Source organism: Ruegeria arenilitoris, assembly GCF_013035315.1.
GTDB classification, from domain to species: Bacteria; Pseudomonadota; Alphaproteobacteria; order Rhodobacterales; family Rhodobacteraceae; genus Ruegeria; species Ruegeria arenilitoris_D.
This window is the reverse complement of record NZ_WQHP01000006.1, coordinates 198,899-217,039: the sequence shown is the minus strand read 5'-3', so window position 1 is coordinate 217,039 and position 18,141 is coordinate 198,899. Positions and strand designations below refer to the sequence as shown.

Here is an 18,141-nt window from a genome sequence, read left to right as displayed (position 1 = left end):
CCTGCCTGCCTCAGCCCGCCCTCCTTCTGATTTGGTTGACGACTTGTGTGACCGGGGCCTTGTCGGGACCGATACCGCGTTTCACACGCTGTACGGCGGACGTACAAATCAGGTCTGGAAAGTGCTGGGCGGCGGCGGTGACAAGGTATTGAAGCTTTACCGGGCGACACCGCGCAATCCGCTGTTTCGCAACGACCCTGAACTCGAAGCAGACTGCCTGCGCGCCCTTGAACCCACAGGATTCGTGCCGCGCCTGCGCGCAACCGGTACGCATGAGACTGGCCATTGGGTGTTTTACGACCACGCCCCCGGATCGCCATGGCGCGAAAACCCCGAAAGTGTCGCCGCCCTGCTGCGCAAACTGCACGGACTGGACGTGCAGGTCCAAGCGCCGAGCGGGTGCAATGGCAGCGCGGATCTTGCGGACCACGCCGAACGGATTCTGAACGCCTGCACTTCGGAAACTCGGGACCGTCTGGCCAAAATGCGCCCTCAGGGCCACGTCTCTGCGGCCAATCGCACCTGTTTGATCCACGGCGACACCGTGGCGGGGAACATCCTTATCTCACCATCCGGTGTGACGCTGATCGACTGGCAATGCCCGGCATGGGGTGATCCATGCGAGGACATCGCAATGTTCCTGTCGCCTGCCATGCAATGCCTTTATCGCGGTAGCCCCCTGAGCCCGACCGAAGAAGAGCAATTTCTGTCCGCATATAGCGACCCTGAAACGGTTGCGCGGTTCCATGAATTGCGTCCGTGGTATGCGTGGCGAATGGCGGCCTATTGCTTGTGGCGTATGGAAAACGGGGCGGCGGACTACGCCCGAACCCTGGAATTGGAAGTCGCCGCGCTTTAAAGGCTCAATCGATCCGCGATCGCCATGGCAGCGTAAGCGGGCGGCATCAATACGCGCCGCCACCCCCCGAGAGGAAAGCGTGGCGGAGCTTGCGTGATCGGTAGAGGCAACTCAGCCTCGCGACCCCTGACCATTTGGGCAAGGGCCCGCCCACAATACGTTCCCATTGCCACCCCGTTCCCGTGATATGCAAAGGCCGCAAACATGCCCGGATTGTTTGGCACATGGCCGACATATGGCGTGAGTTTGCGCGACATACACACCATGCCCGACCACATATGGGTCACCTCGACGGCTTTCCATTGGGGGAACATGGTATGAAAATCCCGCTGCGCTGTTTTTCGGATGGCGGCTTCGGAGCCCGGCGACGACCGCAACCCGCCGCGCATGCCAAACAGGAACCGCCGATCAGGCATCAAACGAAAGTAATGCAGCAGGTTGCGGGTGTCATAACTCATCTGATCTGACGTCCATCCCTGCGCCTGCAATTCTGCATCCGACAGAGGGCGTGTCACCAGAACCGTGGACTGCGCGGGCATGTAGCGCCCCGACATCCATTGGGGTACATCCTCGCTGGAATACCCATTTGTACATATCAGCACTTTCCCGGCGCGTAGTCGGCCTGATCCGGTTCGGACCTCGAAACCAGACTGCGTTTTGGCAATCTGTTCAGCCGTTGTCTTTTGGTACACAGACGCACCCAATGACTGCGCAGCCTTTGCGAGCCCAAAAAGGTATTTTCTGGGGTTGAGGGCAAATCCAACTGGGTTCGTATAGGCCCCGTGAAAGGCACCACCCAGACCAAGGCCGGGCAAATCACGGGCTTCGTGCAAGGTGCCAGACGTCCCTGCACTGCGCCGCAGATGCTCCATGGCCCGTGCGGAATGCGCAAGCTGGGTTTCACCTTTGGAGTGGGTGTCTGCGTCGATCCCATGCTGCTCAAGTAGGTCTTCAACAAGTTGAACCGCGTCGATCTCTACTTGTTCATAGGACGCCGCAGCCTCGGCCCCATAGCGACGGACCATTGCCGCTTGGCTTAGCTTTGAGCCACCAAGGCAGCAAAACCCGCCATTGCGACCCGAAGCCCCCCACCCGGGAGTTCCGGCCTCTAGAACTGCGACGGTTGTACCCGCTTCTGCCAGATGCAGCGCTGCCGACAGCCCGGTGAAGCCACCGCCAATGATGGCGACATCGACGCTTTTGTCACCGCTCAGGACAGGCCAGTCCGGCGCCGAGATCGTATCGTCCCACCAGCAGTTCTGACGCGGTCCAGCGCCATAGGTATAGTCCGGGAACAGACGTTTCATTCGGTGCGCGCTGCGGCAAGCTCATCTTGTTTTTGCCGCACCATCGCGCGTTTCGTGACCAAAGAGGCGGTTATCACCCCGACAGTCACCACCGCGATCATGATCGTGGACAAGGCGTTGATTTCAGGGCTGACACCCAGACGCACGGCTGAGAAGATCTTGATCGGCAAGGTCGTCGCCGACGGGCCCGAGGTGAACGACGCGATGACCAGATCATCCAACGACAAGGTGAACGCCAGCAACCAACCTGAAATTACGGCCGGTGCGATGATCGGCAGAGTCACCAGTCGGAACGCCTGCGCAGGCGAACAGCCCAGATCCAGGGCGGCCTCTTCCAGCGATTTGTCGAACGTGACCAGCCGCGAGGATACGACGACCGACACAAAGCACATCGAGAAGGTCGTATGTGCCAAAACGATCGTCAGAATACCCCGGTCCAGCCCGATGCCAATAAACAGCAGCAGCAGAGACAAACCTGTGATGACTTCGGGCATCACAAGCGGCGCGTAGATCATGCCCGAGAACAGCGTCCGGCCAAAAAACCGTCCGCCTCGCACCAATACATAGGCGGCGGCCGTTCCAAGAACTGTTGCCAGCGTCGAGGAAAAGACGGCCACGCGGATCGTAACCCAGGCTGCGTCCAGAAATGCCTCGTTCTGGACCAGTTCGCCATACCATTTGGTCGAAAACCCAGCCCAAACGGTGACCAGCTTGCTTTCGTTGAAGCTGAATATGATCAGGATGACCATCGGGATGTAAAGAAACGCGAACCCAAGTGTCAGGGAAACCGCATTGAACCAGCTAAGCCTGTTCATTGATCGGCCTCCGTCTGTTTTTGCTGGTTGCGCTGGAACAGAACAATCGGGATCACGAGGATCAGCAACAGCACTACAGCAACAGCACTGGCGACCGGCCAGTCGCGGTTCGAGAAGAACTCTTCCCACAGAACCTTACCGATCATCAGCGTGCCCGATCCGCCCAAAAGCGAGGGGATCACGAACTCACCAATCACCGGGATCATGACAAGGAAACACCCCGCAATGATACCCGGGCGCGAGAGGGGAATCGTCACCAGCCAGAATGCCTGAACGCGCGAGCAGCCCAAATCCTCGGCCGCTTCGATCAGGGATTCATCCATACGTTCCAGCGCCGCATAGATCGGAAGGATCATGAACGGAAGGTAGGTGTAGACGATACCAATATAGACGGCCGTGTTGGTGTTCAGAATGGTCAGCGGGGTCGAGATGATGCCAAGCCACAGCAGAATCTGGTTCAGATACCCTTCGTTCGACAGAATACCCATCCATGCGTAAACGCGGATCAGGAACGAGGTCCAGAATGGCAGGATCACCAGCATCATCAGCGTTGGCCGCCATTCCTGCGGAGCGCGTGCCATGCCGTAGGCAATTGGATACCCCACAAGCAGCGTCAGAGCGGTAGAAATCACCGCGATCTTGACGCTTGAGAGGTAGGCTTTCCAATACAAGTCATCCTCGGTCAACCAGACATAGTTTTCGAAATCCAACTGACTGAAGAATTCCTTGATACCGCCCCAGCCCTGCGACAGGTCCAGTGTCGGCGTATAAGGCGGGATGGCAAGTTCAACGTCCGAGAGCGAAATCTTCAGAACGATGAAGAAGGGCACCAAAAACAGCGCCAGAAGCCAGACATAAGGGACAGCGATCAGAAGGGCGCGGCGCATCAGTTGTCCAGCAGAACCGCAGCAGTAGCTGTCCAGGACAGCCAGACCGGGTCTTCCCAGGTAAAGGACCGGCGCGAGATACGGCGGGTGTTGGCCGTTTGCGCCTTGATGATCGTGCCGTTGGGCAGTTCGACGTGATAGGTGGACAGGTTCCCCAGATAAGCAATGTCATGCACTTTGCCCTGCACCGCATTGATGGCATCCGCCGGGCGATCGGCCGAGATGGTCACCTTTTCCGGTCGGATCGCAATGTGGCAAGCCTGCCCATTCGAAAACCCCTTGGCCGATGTCGCGGTCAGAGGTGCCTGCCCCTCGGCCCAGTCGATCTGATAGGTTTCGTCTCCGTTCGCCGTCGCGCGGCCTTCGATGATGTTCACATCGCCGATAAAGTCGGCCACGTAGACCGAGTTGGGATTCTCATAAATCTTGTCAGGTGTCGCGACCTGCATCAGTTTGCCCTGATCCATCACAGCGACGCGGCTGGCGACAGTCATCGCCTCTTCCTGATCATGGGTCACGATCACAAAGGTGGTGCCTGTCTTTTCCTGAATGTCCATCAGTTCGAACTGGGTGTCCTGCCGTAGTTTCTTGTCCAGTGCACCCAGCGGTTCATCGAGCAAAAGCAGTTTCGGAGCCTTGGCCAAAGACCGCGCCAGCGCGACCCGCTGACGTTGACCGCCCGAAATCTGATGCGGTTTCCGACGGGCAAATTGCTCCAGCCGGGTCAGGCGCAGCATCTCTTCGACGCGGTCTTCCAGATCACGCTTGGGCATGTTGTCCCGACGCAATCCGAAGGCGATGTTTTCCCAAATGCTGAGATGCGGGAACAATGCATAGGACTGGAACATCATGTTCACTGCCCGCTTGTTTGGCGGGATCGGGTCGATATCCTGACCGCCCAGCAGGATATGGCCCTCGGTGGGCGTTTCGAACCCCGCAAGCATCCGCATCATTGTGGTTTTGCCGCAGCCGGACGGACCCAGCAGAGCAAAGAATTCTTTTTCGAAAATATCCAACGACAGATTATCAATCGCCGTGAACTCGCCAAACCGCTTGGTGACATTCTGGAATTGGATCAAGGGTTTCGCCTGCGGGTCTTCCCACGGCGCAAAGACGGTAGTGTTCAAAACGGCCCCCGTTCGACAATCTGATTGAAAGGGCAAGGCGGTCTGGCCGCCTTGCTCAGATACTTCGGATCAGGTGCCCGATTTGACTTTGGTCCACAGACGGGTCACGACCCGCTGGGTTTTTGCCGGATAGGGCGTGGTGATGTAGAGGTTCTGCATCGTCGTCTCATCCGGATAGATGGCCGGATCACCGATCACATCTTCCACCAAAAATTCCTGCGAGGCTTTGTTGCCATTCGCATAGTAGACGTAGTTCGAGGCCGCAGCCATGTTGTTGGCGTCGAGAATGAAGTCCAGGAACTTGTGCGCACCCTCAGGGTTCGGCGCATCCGCCGGAATCGCCATCTGGTCGAACCACATCAGTGAACCTTCAGCAAACGGGTGGTATTCGATCTCAACTCCGTTTTCAGCCTCGGCCGCGCGGTCACGGGCCTGCAAGATATCGCCCGACCATCCTACAGCAACGCAGATGTCACCATTGGCCAGAGCATTGATATATTCCGAGCTGTGGAATTTCTGGATGTGCGGCCGAACGCTCAGAAGAACTTCCTCGGTCTTGGCAATGACATCCGTGTCATGGCTATCCGGATCTTCGCCGATGTACTGCAGCACCATCGGAATAATCTCGGCCGGGGCGTCCAGGAAATAGACACCGCAAGAGGCCAGCTTTTCCATATTCTCTGGTTTCAGAACAAGGTCCATGCTGTTCAACGCAACATCGTCACCCAGTGCCTCTTTGACCTTGGCAACGTTCACACCGATGCCCGTCGTTCCCCACATGTAGTTGATCGAATACGCATTGTTTGGGTCATACCCAGCGGTACGTTCCTGAATGACGTCCCACAGATTCCCCGAGTTCGAAAGTTTCGAGGCGTCCAGTTCCTGGAAGGCGCCAGCCTGAATCTGGCGTTGAAGGAAAGTGCCCGACGGCACAACCACATCGTAACCTGATCCACCCGCCAGCATCTTGGTCTCCAGGACCTCGTTGCTGTCGAACACATCGTAGATCAGCGTCAGACCGGTTTCTTCTTCGAATTTCTGAAGCAGTTCCTCATCAATGTAGTCAGACCAGTTATAGACGCGCACCTCTTCGGCGAAAGCCGCCGAAGCCCCCAGCGCGACGATCGCTGTCATCGTCAGCGTTTTGAGTGACATATTTTTCTCCCTGCAAGTGTACGGGTATTTTCCCGTTTTTTTGGATTTGATCAAGTTTTGCGTTTTCCCCCGATCCATCGTATGGTTTCACGAGGTCAGACTTCTGGCAAGTCGACACAAAGCGAAACAGGGTAAGCTACTTGGATTTGATCAAAAATAATGCATCTGACGCCAAGACAGGCGAAGGAAAGAAGCCCGCGCACGAGCAGGTGTACCAAACCCTGAGATCCCAGATCATGTACGGGGAACTGGTCCCCGGACAGCCTGTGACGATACAAGGTTTGACTGATTCGCTCGGCGTCGGGATGACCCCCGTTCGCGAGGCGATTCGGCGGTTGATTTCGGATGGTGCGCTTGTGTTCCAGGGCAACCGTCGGGTCAGCGTTCCGCTGCTGTCGAATACCGATGTTGAACAGTTGATATTTGCGAGAATATCAATAGAATCAGAGCTTTCCAGACGCGCGACTGCGATCGTGACACCCAGTGACATCGACCAGCTTGAGCAGCTTGATCAGCGCTTGGATCAAACCATCGCCGATGGTGACGTCAGCGGCTACCTGCGCTTGAACCATCAGTTTCACGAAACGCTCTATGCACATGCGGATGCTCCGATCCTTAATGATTTGGCTGAACGTTTGTGGCTGCGATTCGGCCCTTCCTTGCGCGTTGTGTGCGGACGTTTTGGCACGCACAGCTTGCCAGATCGGCACAAGGATATCATCGCGGCCCTGCGCGCCAGAGATGCTGAAAGAGTGGCAAAAGCCACCGCGCAGGACATTGAACAAGGAATGGAACTGATGTCGGACGCGTTGACGGACGCCTGATTCAGTCCGATTCGATTGACAGTCCGAAATTTGATCATATTGTGACGGGCAACCGCTTTTGCAGGAGATTCTCTGATGTCGACCATCACCAATCACATGCCGACCGCCGAGTTGCAGGCTTTGGATGCGGCGCATCACATGCACCCGTTTTCCGCCAACGGATCCTTGGGCAAAGAAGGCGCGCGGGTCATCACACGCGCGAAAGGCGTGTACCTGACGGACAGCGAAGGCGAAGAGATTCTGGACGCCATGGCCGGTCTGTGGTGCGTCAATATCGGCTATGGCCGGGACGAGCTGGCCGAGGTCGCCGCGCGCCAGATGCGCGAACTGCCCTACTACAACACGTTTTTCAAAACGACCCATGTGCCGGCCATCGCTCTGGCGGCTAAAATCGCCGAGCTGGCACCGGGCGATTTGAACCACGTCTTCTTTGCCGCGGGCGGGTCCGAGGCGAATGACACCAACATCCGTCTCGTCCGCACCTACTGGGCCGAAAAGGGCCATCCGGACAAGAACATCATCATCAGCCGCAAGAACGCATACCATGGCTCGTCCGTGGGTTCGGCTTCGCTGGGTGGTATGGCCGGGATGCATGCGCAGGGCGGCATTCCGATCCCGAACATTCACCACATCAATCAGCCGAACTGGTGGGCCGAGGGCGGTGACATGACCCCCGAGGAGTTCGGCCTGGCCCGCGCGCGTGAGCTGGAAGAAGCCATTCAGGAACTGGGCGAGGATCGCGTTGCAGCATTTATCGCCGAACCCGTTCAAGGTGCGGGCGGTGTAATCGTTGCCCCCGATACCTACTGGCCTGAGATTCAGCGTATTTGCGACAAGTACGACATCCTGCTGATCGCGGATGAGGTCATCTGCGGCTTTGGTCGTACCGGCAACTGGTTCGGGTCCGAAACGGTTGGCATCAAGCCGCACATCATGACGATCGCCAAGGGCCTTAGCTCGGGCTATGCGCCCATCGGCGGGTCCATCGTGAATGACGAGATCGCCGAGGTGATCGGCGGCACCGAGTTCAACCACGGCTACACCTATTCCGGCCACCCGGTCGCTGCGGCGGTCGCACTGGAAAACCTGCGTATCCTCGAAGAAGAAGGGATCGTCGATCACGTCCGCGATGTGGCGGCCCCCTATCTGAAAGAGAAATGGGAGGCGCTGGTTGATCACCCGCTGGTCGGTGAGGCCAAGATCGTCGGCATGATGGCCTCAATCGCGCTGACTCCGGACAAGGCCAGCCGTGCCAAGTTCGCGTCCGAGCCCGGCACGATCGGTTACATCTGCCGCGACCGTTGCTTTGCCAACAATCTGGTCATGCGCCATGTGGGCGACCGTATGATCATTTCGCCCCCACTAATCCTGACCCCAGCGGAAATCGACGAGATGTTCGTGCGAATTCGCAAATCGCTTGACGAAGCACAGGCTGAGATCATCGCGCAGGGGCTGATGAAAGCCGCTTCATAGGCCACGCAAAGAAAGTTTATTTTGCAGGGGCGCTCTTGAAAAAGGCGCCCCATTTTTTTCACTCTTCTACAAAAGAGACAGTCTCTGCACACACAGAGCAGTCACACAACATGGTGTGGCTTTCAAAAGACTTACAATTTAGGTCACAAGAGTAATTCGGTGCGCGGAGTTTCATAAGTTTACGCGCGACAAATTTCTTGATTTGATGTATTTTGGATTCAAGTATTCGAATGCGGCGCGGCAATTGTATTATCTCGGCCAGTGCCGCGGCCCGATTTAGTGAAGGGTCCGCCTCCCGTCTATCTAAGTGAGTGGCGATAGTCGGGAGGCTACAATCGCGGCAATCGCTAGGCCAATCAAAACGACTTAGAGTCCGTTCACCGCAACCGCTCCAACAGCTTCAAGCTGGCATACCCATCGGGCAACAATCCTTGCGCCAACTGATAAGCTCTGACAGCTTTGGTCGTGTTCGGCCCGGTGCGCCCGTCGATGCCTTGAGTGTCGAAACCGGCTTCGGTCAGGCGCGTTTGCAGCTCTTTTTTCTCGGTGAAGCTCAGCACACGGTCACCGCGTGGCCAGTCGGCATCAAACGGTGCGCGTCCGACCAGACGGTCGGACAGGTGGCCGATGCCGATTACGTAGGCATCTGCGCCGTTGTACTTCTCGATCACTTTGAAATTGTCGAAAATCATCAGGGCGACGCCTTGCCCTCCGGCTGGCAACAGGATCGCTGCCTGCCCGTGATCTGCGATAGCTGCACCATTTGCAGCCGCCACCCCGCATGCAGCCCATTCCGAGGGCAGCAGGGTGTGGTCGCGCCGTGCGGTGGCAAAGTCAAAGCCTTCGGGCAAACGCACCTCGACACCCCATGGTTGGCCTTTGGTCCAGCCGTGGCGCGCCAGATAAGCCGCCGCTGAGGCCAGCGCGTCTGTCGGGTCCTCGGACCAGATATCTCGCCGCCCGTCGCCGTCAAAGTCGACCGCATGGTCCAGATATGACGTCGGCATGAATTGCGTGTGACCCATTGCGCCGGCCCAACTGCCGACCATGCTTTTTGGGCTGACATCGCCAGCCTGGATGATCTGCAAAGCCGCGATTAGCTGAGTTTCAAAAAACTGCGCACGCCTCGCGTCAAAGGCCAGCGTCGCCAGCGAACGGATGGTTTGATCGCTGCCCCTATAGGCTCCGAATGAAGTCTCAAGACCCCAGATCGCCGCTACGACCTCTTTTTCAACGCCATAGGTCGCTTCGATCCGGGTCAAAGCCTCGGAATACTGTTGCAGCCCAGCGCGACCATTTCGGATACGCGTGTTGGAAACAGCAGAATCTAGATACTCCCAAATCGGTTTCGAGAACTCAGCCTGATTGCGATCTCGGCGGATGACGTCCTTGTCATACGACAGCCCCGCCAGCGACCGATCCAGTGTTGTGGCTGAAATACCTTGCTCGACCGCCCGCTCGCGAAACGCTCCAAGCCATGCCTGGAACCGCGCATTTCCTTCCACTGACACCCGGTACTCCTTAGTTGAGGGCCGTATGACCGGCCGGATCGACACGACTACACCAGCTGATGCCAGCTGTATGGCCTGAGACCCGCTCAACGTGTTGATTGATTCCGCCTGCACGATGGATGCCCATAATGCGGCGGTCATGACGCCACCTATGCATTTACGCATTCCGAATTTTCCTGATTACTGCTCAACCCTATGGTAGCGCAGAATCGGCGTTTTCCAAAGCGTTCAGCTTTCCCCCTCGCGATCTTTTGCCTCATGTTCCGCGCGAATGCGAGCCAGTGCCTCGCGCAGCAAAGGGATACGGTTTGGCCTAAAGCTCTCATCCACCACGGACATTTCCCGGATTCGGTCCAAGCGAAAAACCCGGAAATCTTGGCGCAGGTGGCACCAGGAAATCAGAACGCTGGCGCGGTCCATATAGACGATGCTCAGCGGATTTACCTTGCGCCGCGTATCGTCGCCCTTGGCGTCGGTATAGGCGAACTCGATCGTACGTTCGTCCCAGGTGGCCTGGCGCAGGTCGGCGACCGCGATCCTCGGCTTGGCCGGGCGGTCAAATCGCGTCGCCGTCAGAACCGCATGGCTCAGGCGATGCGATTGGCGTTGTGGCAGGCGGCCTTGTAGTTTGCGCAGTACGTTGCCAGCCGCATCAGACAGACCGGGGTCACCAATGGCCTGAACTTCGCGCAGCCCCAGTACCAGCGCCTCCAGCTCATCATCGGTGAATCCAAGTGGCGGCAGGGTTGCGTCTTCGATCAGCGTGAACCCAAACCCAGCCTCTCCGTCGATGACGGCCCCTAGACCACGCAGGGACTCGATATCGCGGTGAACGGTGCGGGGTGACACGCCCAGATCCTGTGCCAGTTGCCCGGATGTTTTGGGCGATGGGCCAGAGCGCAGCGCTTGCATCAATTGGAAAAGGCGGGCGGTACGGGACATAGTGCAGGTTAGACTAAACCTAATGACAATATCTGTCATCAGGCGACGCTATCCATCGGGCATCCCCAAACCCGGAGGCCCCGATGCTGACTCTTTTGACATTTCCCGCCGCCTTTGGCCTGTTCAGCGCCAGCCCCTTTTGCGTCAAGTCCGCCTATATGTTGCAGCGATCTGGCCAAAGCTGGCAGCGATCCGATCTGCTGAACCCGGGCAAGATGCCCCATCACAAGCTGCCAGTCCTGCGCACACCGGACCGCCTTCTGCCCGACAGTGACTTGATCCGCGAGTGGCTCGAGGCGCAGGGCGCTGACTTTGACCACGGCCTTACCGACATTCAAAAGGCGCAGTCCCGCGCGCTGATCCGCATGGCCGAGGAACATATCTATCACCATGTGGTGTTGGACCGCTGGGGTAATGATGCTGTCTGGCCGATCCTGCGTGAGATGTTCTTCAATGAAATCCCTTCCCTGATCCGCAAACCGGTCTCAGGCGCGATCCGCAAATCCGTGTTGAAACGTCTGGACGGACAAGGTGTATCGCGGTTCTCGGACGCCGAGCGGACCGACAGGTTGGAACACGACCTCGAGGCGATCTCGGCATTCCTCTGGCAATCGCCGTTCTTGCTGGGCGAAACCCCCACAGCTGCGGATATGAGCGTGGGACCTGTCCTGGGTGCGATGCGCGCGACACCGGCAGAAACCCCGCTGACCCGGCGGATCAAACATGATAGGCTGTTGAACGATTACGTGGACCGGTTGGAACAAACGATACCGCTGTCATGAGACTTTTTGATGATCCCGCGGTTGAAGCCGCCTTTGACGCCTTGCCCGAAGACACCCGCAAAGGTGCTCTGGCCTTGCGAGACCTGGTGTTCGACACCGCGCAGGCTTTGCCAGATGCGCAACCCTTGACCGAGGCGTTGCGCTGGAGACAGCCCGCCTATCTGGCGCCGAAAGGCTCAACCATTCGGTTGGGAGGGCACAAAGCCGCGTCTTTTGCCCTGTTCGTCCATTGTCAGAGCCGATTGATGGGTGATTTCACCACCGCCTTTCCAGGCGAGGATCGGCTGGAAGGCAATCGGGCCGTCCTGTTTGACGACCCTGACCAGATCGATGACACCCGCCATGGCTGGTTAATTGCGCGGGCGCTGACCTATCACCTTTGACGACGTTTGCGTTCGACCTTGCGCTTGATCTTGTCCTTCTTGCGCTTGGTGCTGACGGCCTTGCGCCGGGTGGATCGTTTGGCAGGGCCACGTCCACGCGGTAGGGCCTGATCATCGATGGACAGCAACTCCAGCTCCAGCCCGCCGGTGACCGGCGTCGCTTCGGTCAGACGTACAGTCACACGTTGGCCGATAGCAATGATCAGGCCCGTATCTGACCCCATCAATGTCCCGGCCTCTCGGTCGAAATGGAAGAACTCGCGCCCAAGTGAGCGTACCGGCACCAATCCGTCCGCTCCGGTTTCGTCCATCTTCACAAACGCGCCGAAGCGGGCGATGCCGCTGATGCGGCCCGAAAACTCATTGCCCACCCGCTCACTGAGATACGCGGCCAAGTACCGGTCGGTCGTATCCCGTTCGGCCATCATCGAACGACGTTCGGTATCCGAAATATGTGTGGCGGTCTCATCCAGCCGCATGATTTCATCCTCGGTCAACCCGTCCTTGCCCCAGCCATGGGCCGAGATCAGTGCCCGGTGCACGATCAGGTCCGCATAGCGGCGGATGGGCGAGGTGAAATGCGCATAGTTCCGCAGGGCCAGCCCGAAATGACCGAAATTCTCAGGGTTATAATAGGCCTGTGCCATCGACCGCAGGGTGGTGAGGTTGATCAGTTCGGCGTCCTCAGTCCCGGCGGCAGCGTTTAGCAGCGCGTTCAGGTGGCGAGTTTGCAGTACCTGTCCTTTCGCCAAATTCAGCCCTGCCGCCTGCGCCGTTTCCCGCAGGCTTTCCAGTTTTTCCGGCGCCGGTTCTTCATGCACCCGGAACAGCAGCGGGCGGCGTTTGGCGAACAACGTCTCAGCAGCCGCCACGTTCGCAAGGATCATGAACTCCTCGATCAGCTTGTGCGCGTCCAAACGTTCGCGGAAGGCCACGCTGGTCACTTCGCCTGTATCACTTAGAACGATCTTGCGTTCTGGTAGGTCCAGCTCCAGCGGTTGGCGCACGGAACGGGCTTTTTTCAGCGCAGCATAGGCAGCGTACAAAGGCTTCAAAACAGGGTCTAACAAAGGCCCTGTGCGGTCATTGGGATTGCCGTCGATGGCCTCCTGCACCTCAGCATAGTGCAGCGACGCGGCCGAGCGCATCAGCCCCCGCACGAACCGGTGGCCGATCTTGTTTCCGTCTGCATCGATCTGCATCCGTACGGCGATACAGGCCCGCGGGACGCCTTCGTGCAACGAACACAGATCACCCGACAGACGATCCGGCAGCATCGGCACAACCCGGTCCGGGAAATAGCTGGAATTGCCGCGCTTGCGCGCCTCATGATCCAGAGCAGAGCCGGGCTGCACATAGGCGGCGACATCGGCGATGGCGACCCAGATCACGTGACCGCCGGGGTTCTTCGGATCGTCATCCGCATGAGCATAGCACGCATCATCATGATCCCGCGCATCCGATGGGTCGATGGTCAGCAGCGGCATATCCCGCAGGTCTTCGCGGCCTTTCAGGCCGACGGGTTTGGCCTTATCGGCCTCAGCGATCACCTTGTCGGGAAAATCATCCGGGATACCGTGCTGGTGGATCGCAATCAGCGAGACAGCTTTGGGGGCCGACGGATCGCCCAACCGCTCCACTATCCGCGCGCGTGGCAGGCCCATACGGTTCTTGGGTCCAGACTGTTCTGCCTCGACCAATTCGCCGTCTTTCGCACCCAGCACCGCGCCGTCATGGACCAGCCACTCGGTCTGTCCGGTCTTGTCGATGGGTACGATCCGCCCGCCTTCGGCCCCTTTGCGGAAGATGCCCACGATCTTGCGCGGGTTGGTTCCGATGCGGCGGATCAGGCGCGCCTCGTAATTGTGGTCTTCTTCGTGCACCACGTTAAGGCGGGCCAGAATTCGGTCGCCTTCGCCCAGCGCAGGGTCGCTGGCGCGGATGATCAGCAGAACGATGGGTTCAACCCCTTCGCCATGCCATTCCAGAGGACGGGCAAACAGGTCGCCATCGTCATTCGGCGCTTTGACCTGCAACACGCTGACCGGCGGCAGACGATCCGGGTCACGATAGCTGCGCTTGCGCTTTTCCAGATGACCTTCGGCCTCAAGCTCTTTGAGGATGCGTTTCAGGTCGATCCGGTCCGCGCCCTTGATACCAAAGGCCTTGGCGATATCGCGTTTCGAGGTCAGGGTGGGGTTCGCCGAGATCCAGTCCAGGACCTCTTGCTTGGTGGGGATGCGAGTCATACTTCCGGCCTATCACGGGTATGCGACCGCGTCATGACCAAAAAGTTCAGGGCTTCAAGTCAGCGACCGTATCCACGTCGCGCAGATGATCCAGCAAAGCCACGCGACATCCGGGCACCGAGGCCAATGTGTCGGCCAGAGCGGTTTCGGTGGACCAGCGCACGTCTCGGAACAGGCTTGTCGGCAAGGCCCCGTATCGCTGAGCGCCAACCAACCAATAGCCGCCGTCCGGTGCCGGGCCAAAGACGAGTTCGGCCTGCCCCAATTCTGAAAATGCCCGCGCAATATGGCCGCGCGTGATCCCTGGGATATCCGCACCGATCAAACAGACGGGCCCGGGCGGCATCCCCCGCAGCATCCGCCCCATGCGATCGCCCAAGTCCCCACGCCCTTGCGCGGCACGTGGCAGATCGGCGGGCCATATCCGGCTGGTCAGCCCCTCGCGATCCGGCGCAACGGCCAGCACGATCTGCCAACGCGGATCGCGCAAGCGTCGGATCAGCGCGCGAGTCTGGTGACGGAACCACCATGCCGCGCCGACCATACCAATATCACGCCCCAATCGAGTCTTAACCCGACCCGGACGCGGCTCTTTCACCATAATGACCAGCGTGCGTTGCATGGATCAGGCGAAGTAGTCCTTAAGGATTCGGGTGTAGATCGCCTTGAGTTGCTCGATCCGGGCCACCTCAACGCATTCGTCGACCTGATGCATCGTACGGCCAACAAGGCCGAACTCGACGACGGGGCAGTGATTTTTTACGAACCGTGCGTCCGAAGTACCTCCGGTGGTCGACATTTCGGGGCGCACGCCGGTCTCGGCCTCGACGGCTTTTGCGACCAAGTCGGACAAGGGGCCGGGCGGGGTCAGGAAGCTTTCGCCTGAAATCTTAATACGGGTGTCGATCTCGACACCGTAGGCTTCGGCAATCGCATCGGCTTCGGCCTTTAGCCACTCACTTAGGCTGGCCCCCGAATGCAGATCGTTAAAACGAATATTGACCGCTCCCGAACACTGCGCCGGGATCACATTGGTGGCAGCGTTGCCCGTGTCGATGGTCACAACGGCCAGGGTTGAGGCGTCAAAGTGATCCGTGCCCAGATCCAGTTCATGGCTGGCCAGTTGATGCATCAGCCGTGCCATTGCCGGCAGAGGGTTCTTGGCCCGATGCGGATAGGCTGAATGCCCCTGTACCCCGGTCACGGTGAACCACGCGGTCATCGATCCGCGTCGCCCGATCTTCATCATCTCACCCATGGTATTGGGGCATGTCGGCTCGCCCACCAGACAGGCGGACATCTGCTCTCCGGCCTCAGTCATATAGTCCAGCAACGCCGTGGTGCCGTCGATGGCATCGCCCTCTTCGTCACCTGTGATCGCAAGAATAATCGCCCCGTCCGGAGGCGTATCCCGCACGAAATCCATCGCCGCCGCTGCGAATGCCGCGACACCGGATTTCATATCCGAGGTTCCGCGGCCATACATTACTCCGTCACGGATTTCCGCACCAAAGGGCGCGTACGTCCAGGCGGCTTCGTCCCCAACGGGAACAACATCGGTGTGACCATTGAAACCAAAGCTGCGCGCGTGCCCTTTGTCTCCCCAACGGGCGAACAGGTTGCTGACATCGCCCCGGTCGACGCGGGTGCAATCGAACCCAGCGCCAGAAAGCAGGTTTTCCAGCAAAACCAATGCGCCGCCCTCTTCGGGTGTGACTGATGGGCAACGGATCAGGTCTGCCGTCAACTTCACCGGATCTGTCATTTGCATGCCCTTTTTATTGGTTCCTTCGCGGGTTCGCGCACAGATTCAACGAATTGCACCAATTGCCAACCCCTGAGCAGCGAAATGCGCGCGTTTTTTTTCGCTGCTCTCGGATTGAAACCCCAATAAAACTTGGAGGTTTACCCAGCGGACACCTTGCTGCACCTTTCAAATTTGCGTTAGAGGGCCGCGAAACAGGTGACTCAACGATGCTACGCGCGCTTTTCGTATGGTTCTGCCTGACTTTCGCCGTTCTCGCACAGCAAAGCCAGGCACAGACACTTTCGGTCACGACCGTGACCCGCCCCCCGTTTTCCTATGTCGAGGACGAGGCCCAGACCGGTTTTTCGATGGACCTGTTGCAGGCTTTGGCTGAGGCGCTGGATTGGGACTATGCCGTCAACCGTGTCGAGTCATTTGGTGATATGTTGGGGGCCGTTCAGGACGGCAGCGCCGATCTGGCCGTGGCCAATATCTCGATCACCGCAGCGCGGGAAACGCAAATGGACTTTAGCCAGCCCATCTTTGAGGCCGGGTTGCAAATCATGGTACCCTCGGAATCCGCGCGCTCGCCCTCACTGCTGCAAGCGCTGCTGTCGGCCGAGTTGTTCCTGGCTATCGGTCTGGCCTTTGCCATCCTGCTGGGCGGCGGCATGCTGATGTGGAGCTTTGAGCGCCGTGCCCAACCCTATTTCGATCGCAAGCTGAACGAGGCGTGGTTCCCTTCGTTCTGGTGGGCGCTCAATCTGGTTGTGAATGGCGGCTTTGAAGAGCGCATGCCGCGCACACCCTTTGGCCGGTTGCTGGGCGTGATCCTTGTGGTGTCATCGCTATTCATCGTGTCGGTCTTTACGGCACGCATTGCCTCGGTGATGACTGTCGAGGCCATCAGCGGCAATGTGAATTCGGTCAATGATCTGTATGGCAAACAAGTCGGCACCATATCGGGCTCGACGGCGGCCAATTTCCTGAACCGTCGCGAAGTCGAATTCAACGGCTATGAAGATCTGGACAGCATGCTAACCGCCTTCCGCGAGAAAGAGCTGGATGCAGTCGTCTTTGACGCACCAATCTTATCCTATTTCGCGTCGCATGAAGGCCGCCGGATTGCAACCATGACCGGTGGCGTTTTCCTGCGGGAAAATTACGGAATTGCCTTCCCGACCGGCTCACCCCTGGTCGAGGACGTCAACCAGGCGCTTCTGGCGCTGCGCGAAGACGGGACCTATGACGAGATTTACCGCAAGTGGTTCGGGGTGCGGAATTAGGTCGTTTCCTCGTCCCCGAAGAACGGGGTCATCTGAGCCACGATCACGGCGTTTTCGTCCAAAGCGCGCTGCATCAGGGCCCGTTCGTCCGGATCAATGTCGTGGCCCTGTGCTTCGCGCTCGGCCAAAGTTCCGTAGCCGGTGACATCCAGCGGAGCGGTATCGGCCTGCTTTAGGATCGCCACGGTTTCGCGCACCGCCTCGGCCTCATCAACACCGCTGGCAAAGCACATCAACGCTGCCCCGGTCGCACCTTCGGGCAGGCCATCACCGTCTTTGCGGCCGATCTGAACGAGCAATGTGTAGACTTGCTGGCGGGACGGTTTCTTTTGCTTTTCCATGCAGGGGGCCATAGCCCCGCGCCCGCGCGCGGTCAAGCAGCCGGGAATTGCAGGACCGCCGCTGCGCGTCCATAGTGCCCCCAAACCCAGTTCAGACCGAAAAGGATATTTTTATGGCCTATCCAGATTTCATCACGGACTTTCCAGCCCTCGACGTGCCGTTCCCCGAGGACGTGGTGCAAACCGCCGTGATCCGGTCCGACGCCGGTCTGGTCGCGTTCTTCACGTTTCTCAAGGACTTCGAACTGCCCTTGCATTCGCACAAGGCGCAATGGGGCACGGTGATTGAGGGTGAGGTCGAACTGACCATCGGCGAGGACACCAAGACCTACCGCCCCGGAGACAGCTATTCGATCCCGTCCGGTGTCGAGCACGGCGGAACGATCAAGGCCGGAACACGCGTAATCGACGTGTTTGAAGAGCCGGATCGTTATCCGGTAAAAGGCAAATAAA

General features: G+C 58.6%; 18 protein-coding genes. 7 read left to right on the top strand and 11 right to left on the bottom strand.

Annotated elements, in window-relative coordinates:
* Positions 1-43: 43 nt before the first annotated feature.
* Positions 44-859 (top strand): aminoglycoside phosphotransferase family protein, encoded by an 816-nt coding sequence (locus tag GOV53_RS14885; RefSeq protein WP_254439297.1) that lies wholly within the window; start codon positions 44-46, stop codon positions 857-859.
* On the opposite strand, the gene GOV53_RS14880 is transcribed toward GOV53_RS14885, so the two are convergent.
* The 5 genes from GOV53_RS14880 to GOV53_RS14860 all read right to left on the bottom strand — a co-directional run bounded on the left by GOV53_RS14880 (position 856) and on the right by GOV53_RS14860 (position 6,150).
* Entirely contained in the window at positions 856-2,166 is a 1,311-nt protein-coding gene (locus tag GOV53_RS14880; RefSeq protein ID WP_170467874.1) for an NAD(P)/FAD-dependent oxidoreductase, read from the bottom strand. The genes GOV53_RS14885 and GOV53_RS14880 overlap by 4 nt on opposite strands.
* Positions 2,163-2,981 carry an ABC transporter permease gene (locus tag GOV53_RS14875; protein WP_170427551.1) on the bottom strand — a complete coding sequence of 273 codons (819 nt, stop codon included), beginning with the start codon at positions 2,979-2,981 and terminating at the stop codon, positions 2,163-2,165. Before GOV53_RS14875 ends, GOV53_RS14880 begins: the two co-directional genes overlap by 4 nt.
* The gene (locus GOV53_RS14870) at positions 2,978-3,868 is read right to left on the bottom strand and encodes an ABC transporter permease subunit (RefSeq protein WP_170467872.1); all 891 of its coding nucleotides are present in this window, start codon (positions 3,866-3,868) and stop codon (positions 2,978-2,980) included. Before GOV53_RS14870 ends, GOV53_RS14875 begins: the two co-directional genes overlap by 4 nt.
* Complete coding sequence (locus GOV53_RS14865) at positions 3,868-4,995, bottom strand: ABC transporter ATP-binding protein (protein ID WP_170427557.1); 1,128 nt, start codon at positions 4,993-4,995, stop codon at positions 3,868-3,870. Before GOV53_RS14865 ends, GOV53_RS14870 begins: the two co-directional genes overlap by 1 nt.
* A 69-nt stretch (positions 4,996-5,064) precedes the next feature.
* Positions 5,065-6,150 carry a polyamine ABC transporter substrate-binding protein gene (locus tag GOV53_RS14860; protein WP_170467870.1) on the bottom strand — a complete coding sequence of 362 codons (1,086 nt, stop codon included), beginning with the start codon at positions 6,148-6,150 and terminating at the stop codon, positions 5,065-5,067.
* A gap of 140 nt (positions 6,151-6,290) precedes the next feature.
* Here GOV53_RS14860 and GOV53_RS14855 point away from each other — a divergent pair, with 140 nt between their 5' ends.
* Both GOV53_RS14855 and GOV53_RS14850 read left to right on the top strand, forming a co-directional pair.
* On the top strand, positions 6,291-6,974 hold the full coding sequence (locus GOV53_RS14855; RefSeq protein WP_170467868.1) for a GntR family transcriptional regulator: 684 nt from the start codon (positions 6,291-6,293) through the stop codon (positions 6,972-6,974).
* Between the two features lie 75 nt (positions 6,975-7,049).
* The gene (locus GOV53_RS14850) at positions 7,050-8,447 is read left to right on the top strand and encodes an aspartate aminotransferase family protein (RefSeq protein WP_170467866.1); all 1,398 of its coding nucleotides are present in this window, start codon (positions 7,050-7,052) and stop codon (positions 8,445-8,447) included.
* Positions 8,448-8,824: 377 nt separating this feature from the next.
* Here the strand turns inward: GOV53_RS14850 and GOV53_RS14845 are convergent, their stop codons facing one another.
* The gene (locus GOV53_RS14845; RefSeq protein WP_254439296.1) at positions 8,825-10,123 is read right to left on the bottom strand and encodes a lytic murein transglycosylase; all 1,299 of its coding nucleotides are present in this window, start codon (positions 10,121-10,123) and stop codon (positions 8,825-8,827) included.
* Positions 10,124-10,186: 63 nt separating this feature from the next.
* Positions 10,187-10,900: a helix-turn-helix transcriptional regulator gene (locus GOV53_RS14840; RefSeq protein ID WP_170467864.1), complete on the bottom strand. Its 714-nt coding sequence runs from the start codon at positions 10,898-10,900 to the stop codon at positions 10,187-10,189.
* Between the two features lie 83 nt (positions 10,901-10,983).
* Between GOV53_RS14840 and GOV53_RS14835 the strand changes: the two genes are divergently transcribed.
* Both GOV53_RS14835 and GOV53_RS14830 read left to right on the top strand, forming a co-directional pair.
* Positions 10,984-11,682, top strand: coding sequence for a glutathione S-transferase family protein (locus GOV53_RS14835; protein ID WP_170467862.1), 699 nt, complete (start codon positions 10,984-10,986; stop codon positions 11,680-11,682).
* The gene (locus GOV53_RS14830; RefSeq protein WP_170467860.1) at positions 11,679-12,065 is read left to right on the top strand and encodes a DUF1801 domain-containing protein; all 387 of its coding nucleotides are present in this window, start codon (positions 11,679-11,681) and stop codon (positions 12,063-12,065) included. The genes GOV53_RS14835 and GOV53_RS14830 overlap by 4 nt, the downstream gene beginning before the upstream one ends.
* Here GOV53_RS14830 and rnr read toward each other — a convergent pair.
* The 3 genes from rnr to dapE are packed head-to-tail and all read right to left on the bottom strand — an operon-like array spanning position 12,056 to position 16,085.
* Positions 12,056-14,314 carry a ribonuclease R gene (gene rnr / locus GOV53_RS14825; RefSeq protein ID WP_170467858.1) on the bottom strand — a complete coding sequence of 753 codons (2,259 nt, stop codon included), beginning with the start codon at positions 14,312-14,314 and terminating at the stop codon, positions 12,056-12,058. The two genes, GOV53_RS14830 and rnr, sit on opposite strands and share 10 nt — an antisense overlap.
* Before the next feature lie 46 nt (positions 14,315-14,360).
* Entirely contained in the window at positions 14,361-14,936 is a 576-nt protein-coding gene (locus GOV53_RS14820; protein ID WP_170467856.1) for a TIGR04282 family arsenosugar biosynthesis glycosyltransferase, read from the bottom strand.
* Positions 14,937-14,939: 3 nt separating this feature from the next.
* Complete coding sequence (gene dapE, locus GOV53_RS14815; RefSeq protein WP_170467854.1) at positions 14,940-16,085, bottom strand: succinyl-diaminopimelate desuccinylase; 1,146 nt, start codon at positions 16,083-16,085, stop codon at positions 14,940-14,942.
* 203 nt (positions 16,086-16,288) lie between these two features.
* On the opposite strand from dapE, the gene GOV53_RS14810 reads away from it, so the two are divergent.
* Positions 16,289-17,347 (top strand): transporter substrate-binding domain-containing protein, encoded by a 1,059-nt coding sequence (locus tag GOV53_RS14810; protein ID WP_170467852.1) that lies wholly within the window; start codon positions 16,289-16,291, stop codon positions 17,345-17,347.
* Here GOV53_RS14810 and GOV53_RS14805 read toward each other — a convergent pair.
* A complete protein-coding gene (locus GOV53_RS14805) occupies positions 17,344-17,688 on the bottom strand; it encodes a hypothetical protein (protein ID WP_170467850.1) in 345 nt (114 codons plus the stop codon). The genes GOV53_RS14810 and GOV53_RS14805 overlap by 4 nt on opposite strands.
* A gap of 113 nt (positions 17,689-17,801) precedes the next feature.
* Here GOV53_RS14805 and GOV53_RS14800 point away from each other — a divergent pair, with 113 nt between their 5' ends.
* Positions 17,802-18,140, top strand: coding sequence for a cupin domain-containing protein (locus tag GOV53_RS14800; protein WP_170467848.1), 339 nt, complete (start codon positions 17,802-17,804; stop codon positions 18,138-18,140).
* The last annotated feature ends 1 nt before the right edge of the window (position 18,141 follow it).

Coding starts and splice junctions, on each gene's coding strand:
- GOV53_RS14800 (WP_170467848.1), top strand. CDS start 17,802: ATGGCCTATCCAGATTTCATCACGGACTTTCCAGCCCTCGACGTGCCG.
- GOV53_RS14860 (WP_170467870.1), bottom strand. CDS start 6,150: ATGTCACTCAAAACGCTGACGATGACAGCGATCGTCGCGCTGGGGGCT.
- GOV53_RS14850 (WP_170467866.1), top strand. CDS start 7,050: ATGTCGACCATCACCAATCACATGCCGACCGCCGAGTTGCAGGCTTTG.
- rnr (WP_170467858.1), bottom strand. CDS start 14,314: ATGACTCGCATCCCCACCAAGCAAGAGGTCCTGGACTGGATCTCGGCG.
- GOV53_RS14830 (WP_170467860.1), top strand. CDS start 11,679: ATGAGACTTTTTGATGATCCCGCGGTTGAAGCCGCCTTTGACGCCTTG.
- GOV53_RS14870 (WP_170467872.1), bottom strand. CDS start 3,868: ATGCGCCGCGCCCTTCTGATCGCTGTCCCTTATGTCTGGCTTCTGGCG.
- GOV53_RS14835 (WP_170467862.1), top strand. CDS start 10,984: ATGCTGACTCTTTTGACATTTCCCGCCGCCTTTGGCCTGTTCAGCGCC.
- GOV53_RS14820 (WP_170467856.1), bottom strand. CDS start 14,936: ATGCAACGCACGCTGGTCATTATGGTGAAAGAGCCGCGTCCGGGTCGG.
- GOV53_RS14880 (WP_170467874.1), bottom strand. CDS start 2,166: ATGAAACGTCTGTTCCCGGACTATACCTATGGCGCTGGACCGCGTCAG.
- GOV53_RS14810 (WP_170467852.1), top strand. CDS start 16,289: ATGCTACGCGCGCTTTTCGTATGGTTCTGCCTGACTTTCGCCGTTCTC.
- GOV53_RS14840 (WP_170467864.1), bottom strand. CDS start 10,900: ATGTCCCGTACCGCCCGCCTTTTCCAATTGATGCAAGCGCTGCGCTCT.
- GOV53_RS14875 (WP_170427551.1), bottom strand. CDS start 2,981: ATGAACAGGCTTAGCTGGTTCAATGCGGTTTCCCTGACACTTGGGTTC.
- GOV53_RS14805 (WP_170467850.1), bottom strand. CDS start 17,688: ATGGAAAAGCAAAAGAAACCGTCCCGCCAGCAAGTCTACACATTGCTC.
- GOV53_RS14845 (WP_254439296.1), bottom strand. CDS start 10,123: ATGCGTAAATGCATAGGTGGCGTCATGACCGCCGCATTATGGGCATCC.
- dapE (WP_170467854.1), bottom strand. CDS start 16,085: ATGCAAATGACAGATCCGGTGAAGTTGACGGCAGACCTGATCCGTTGC.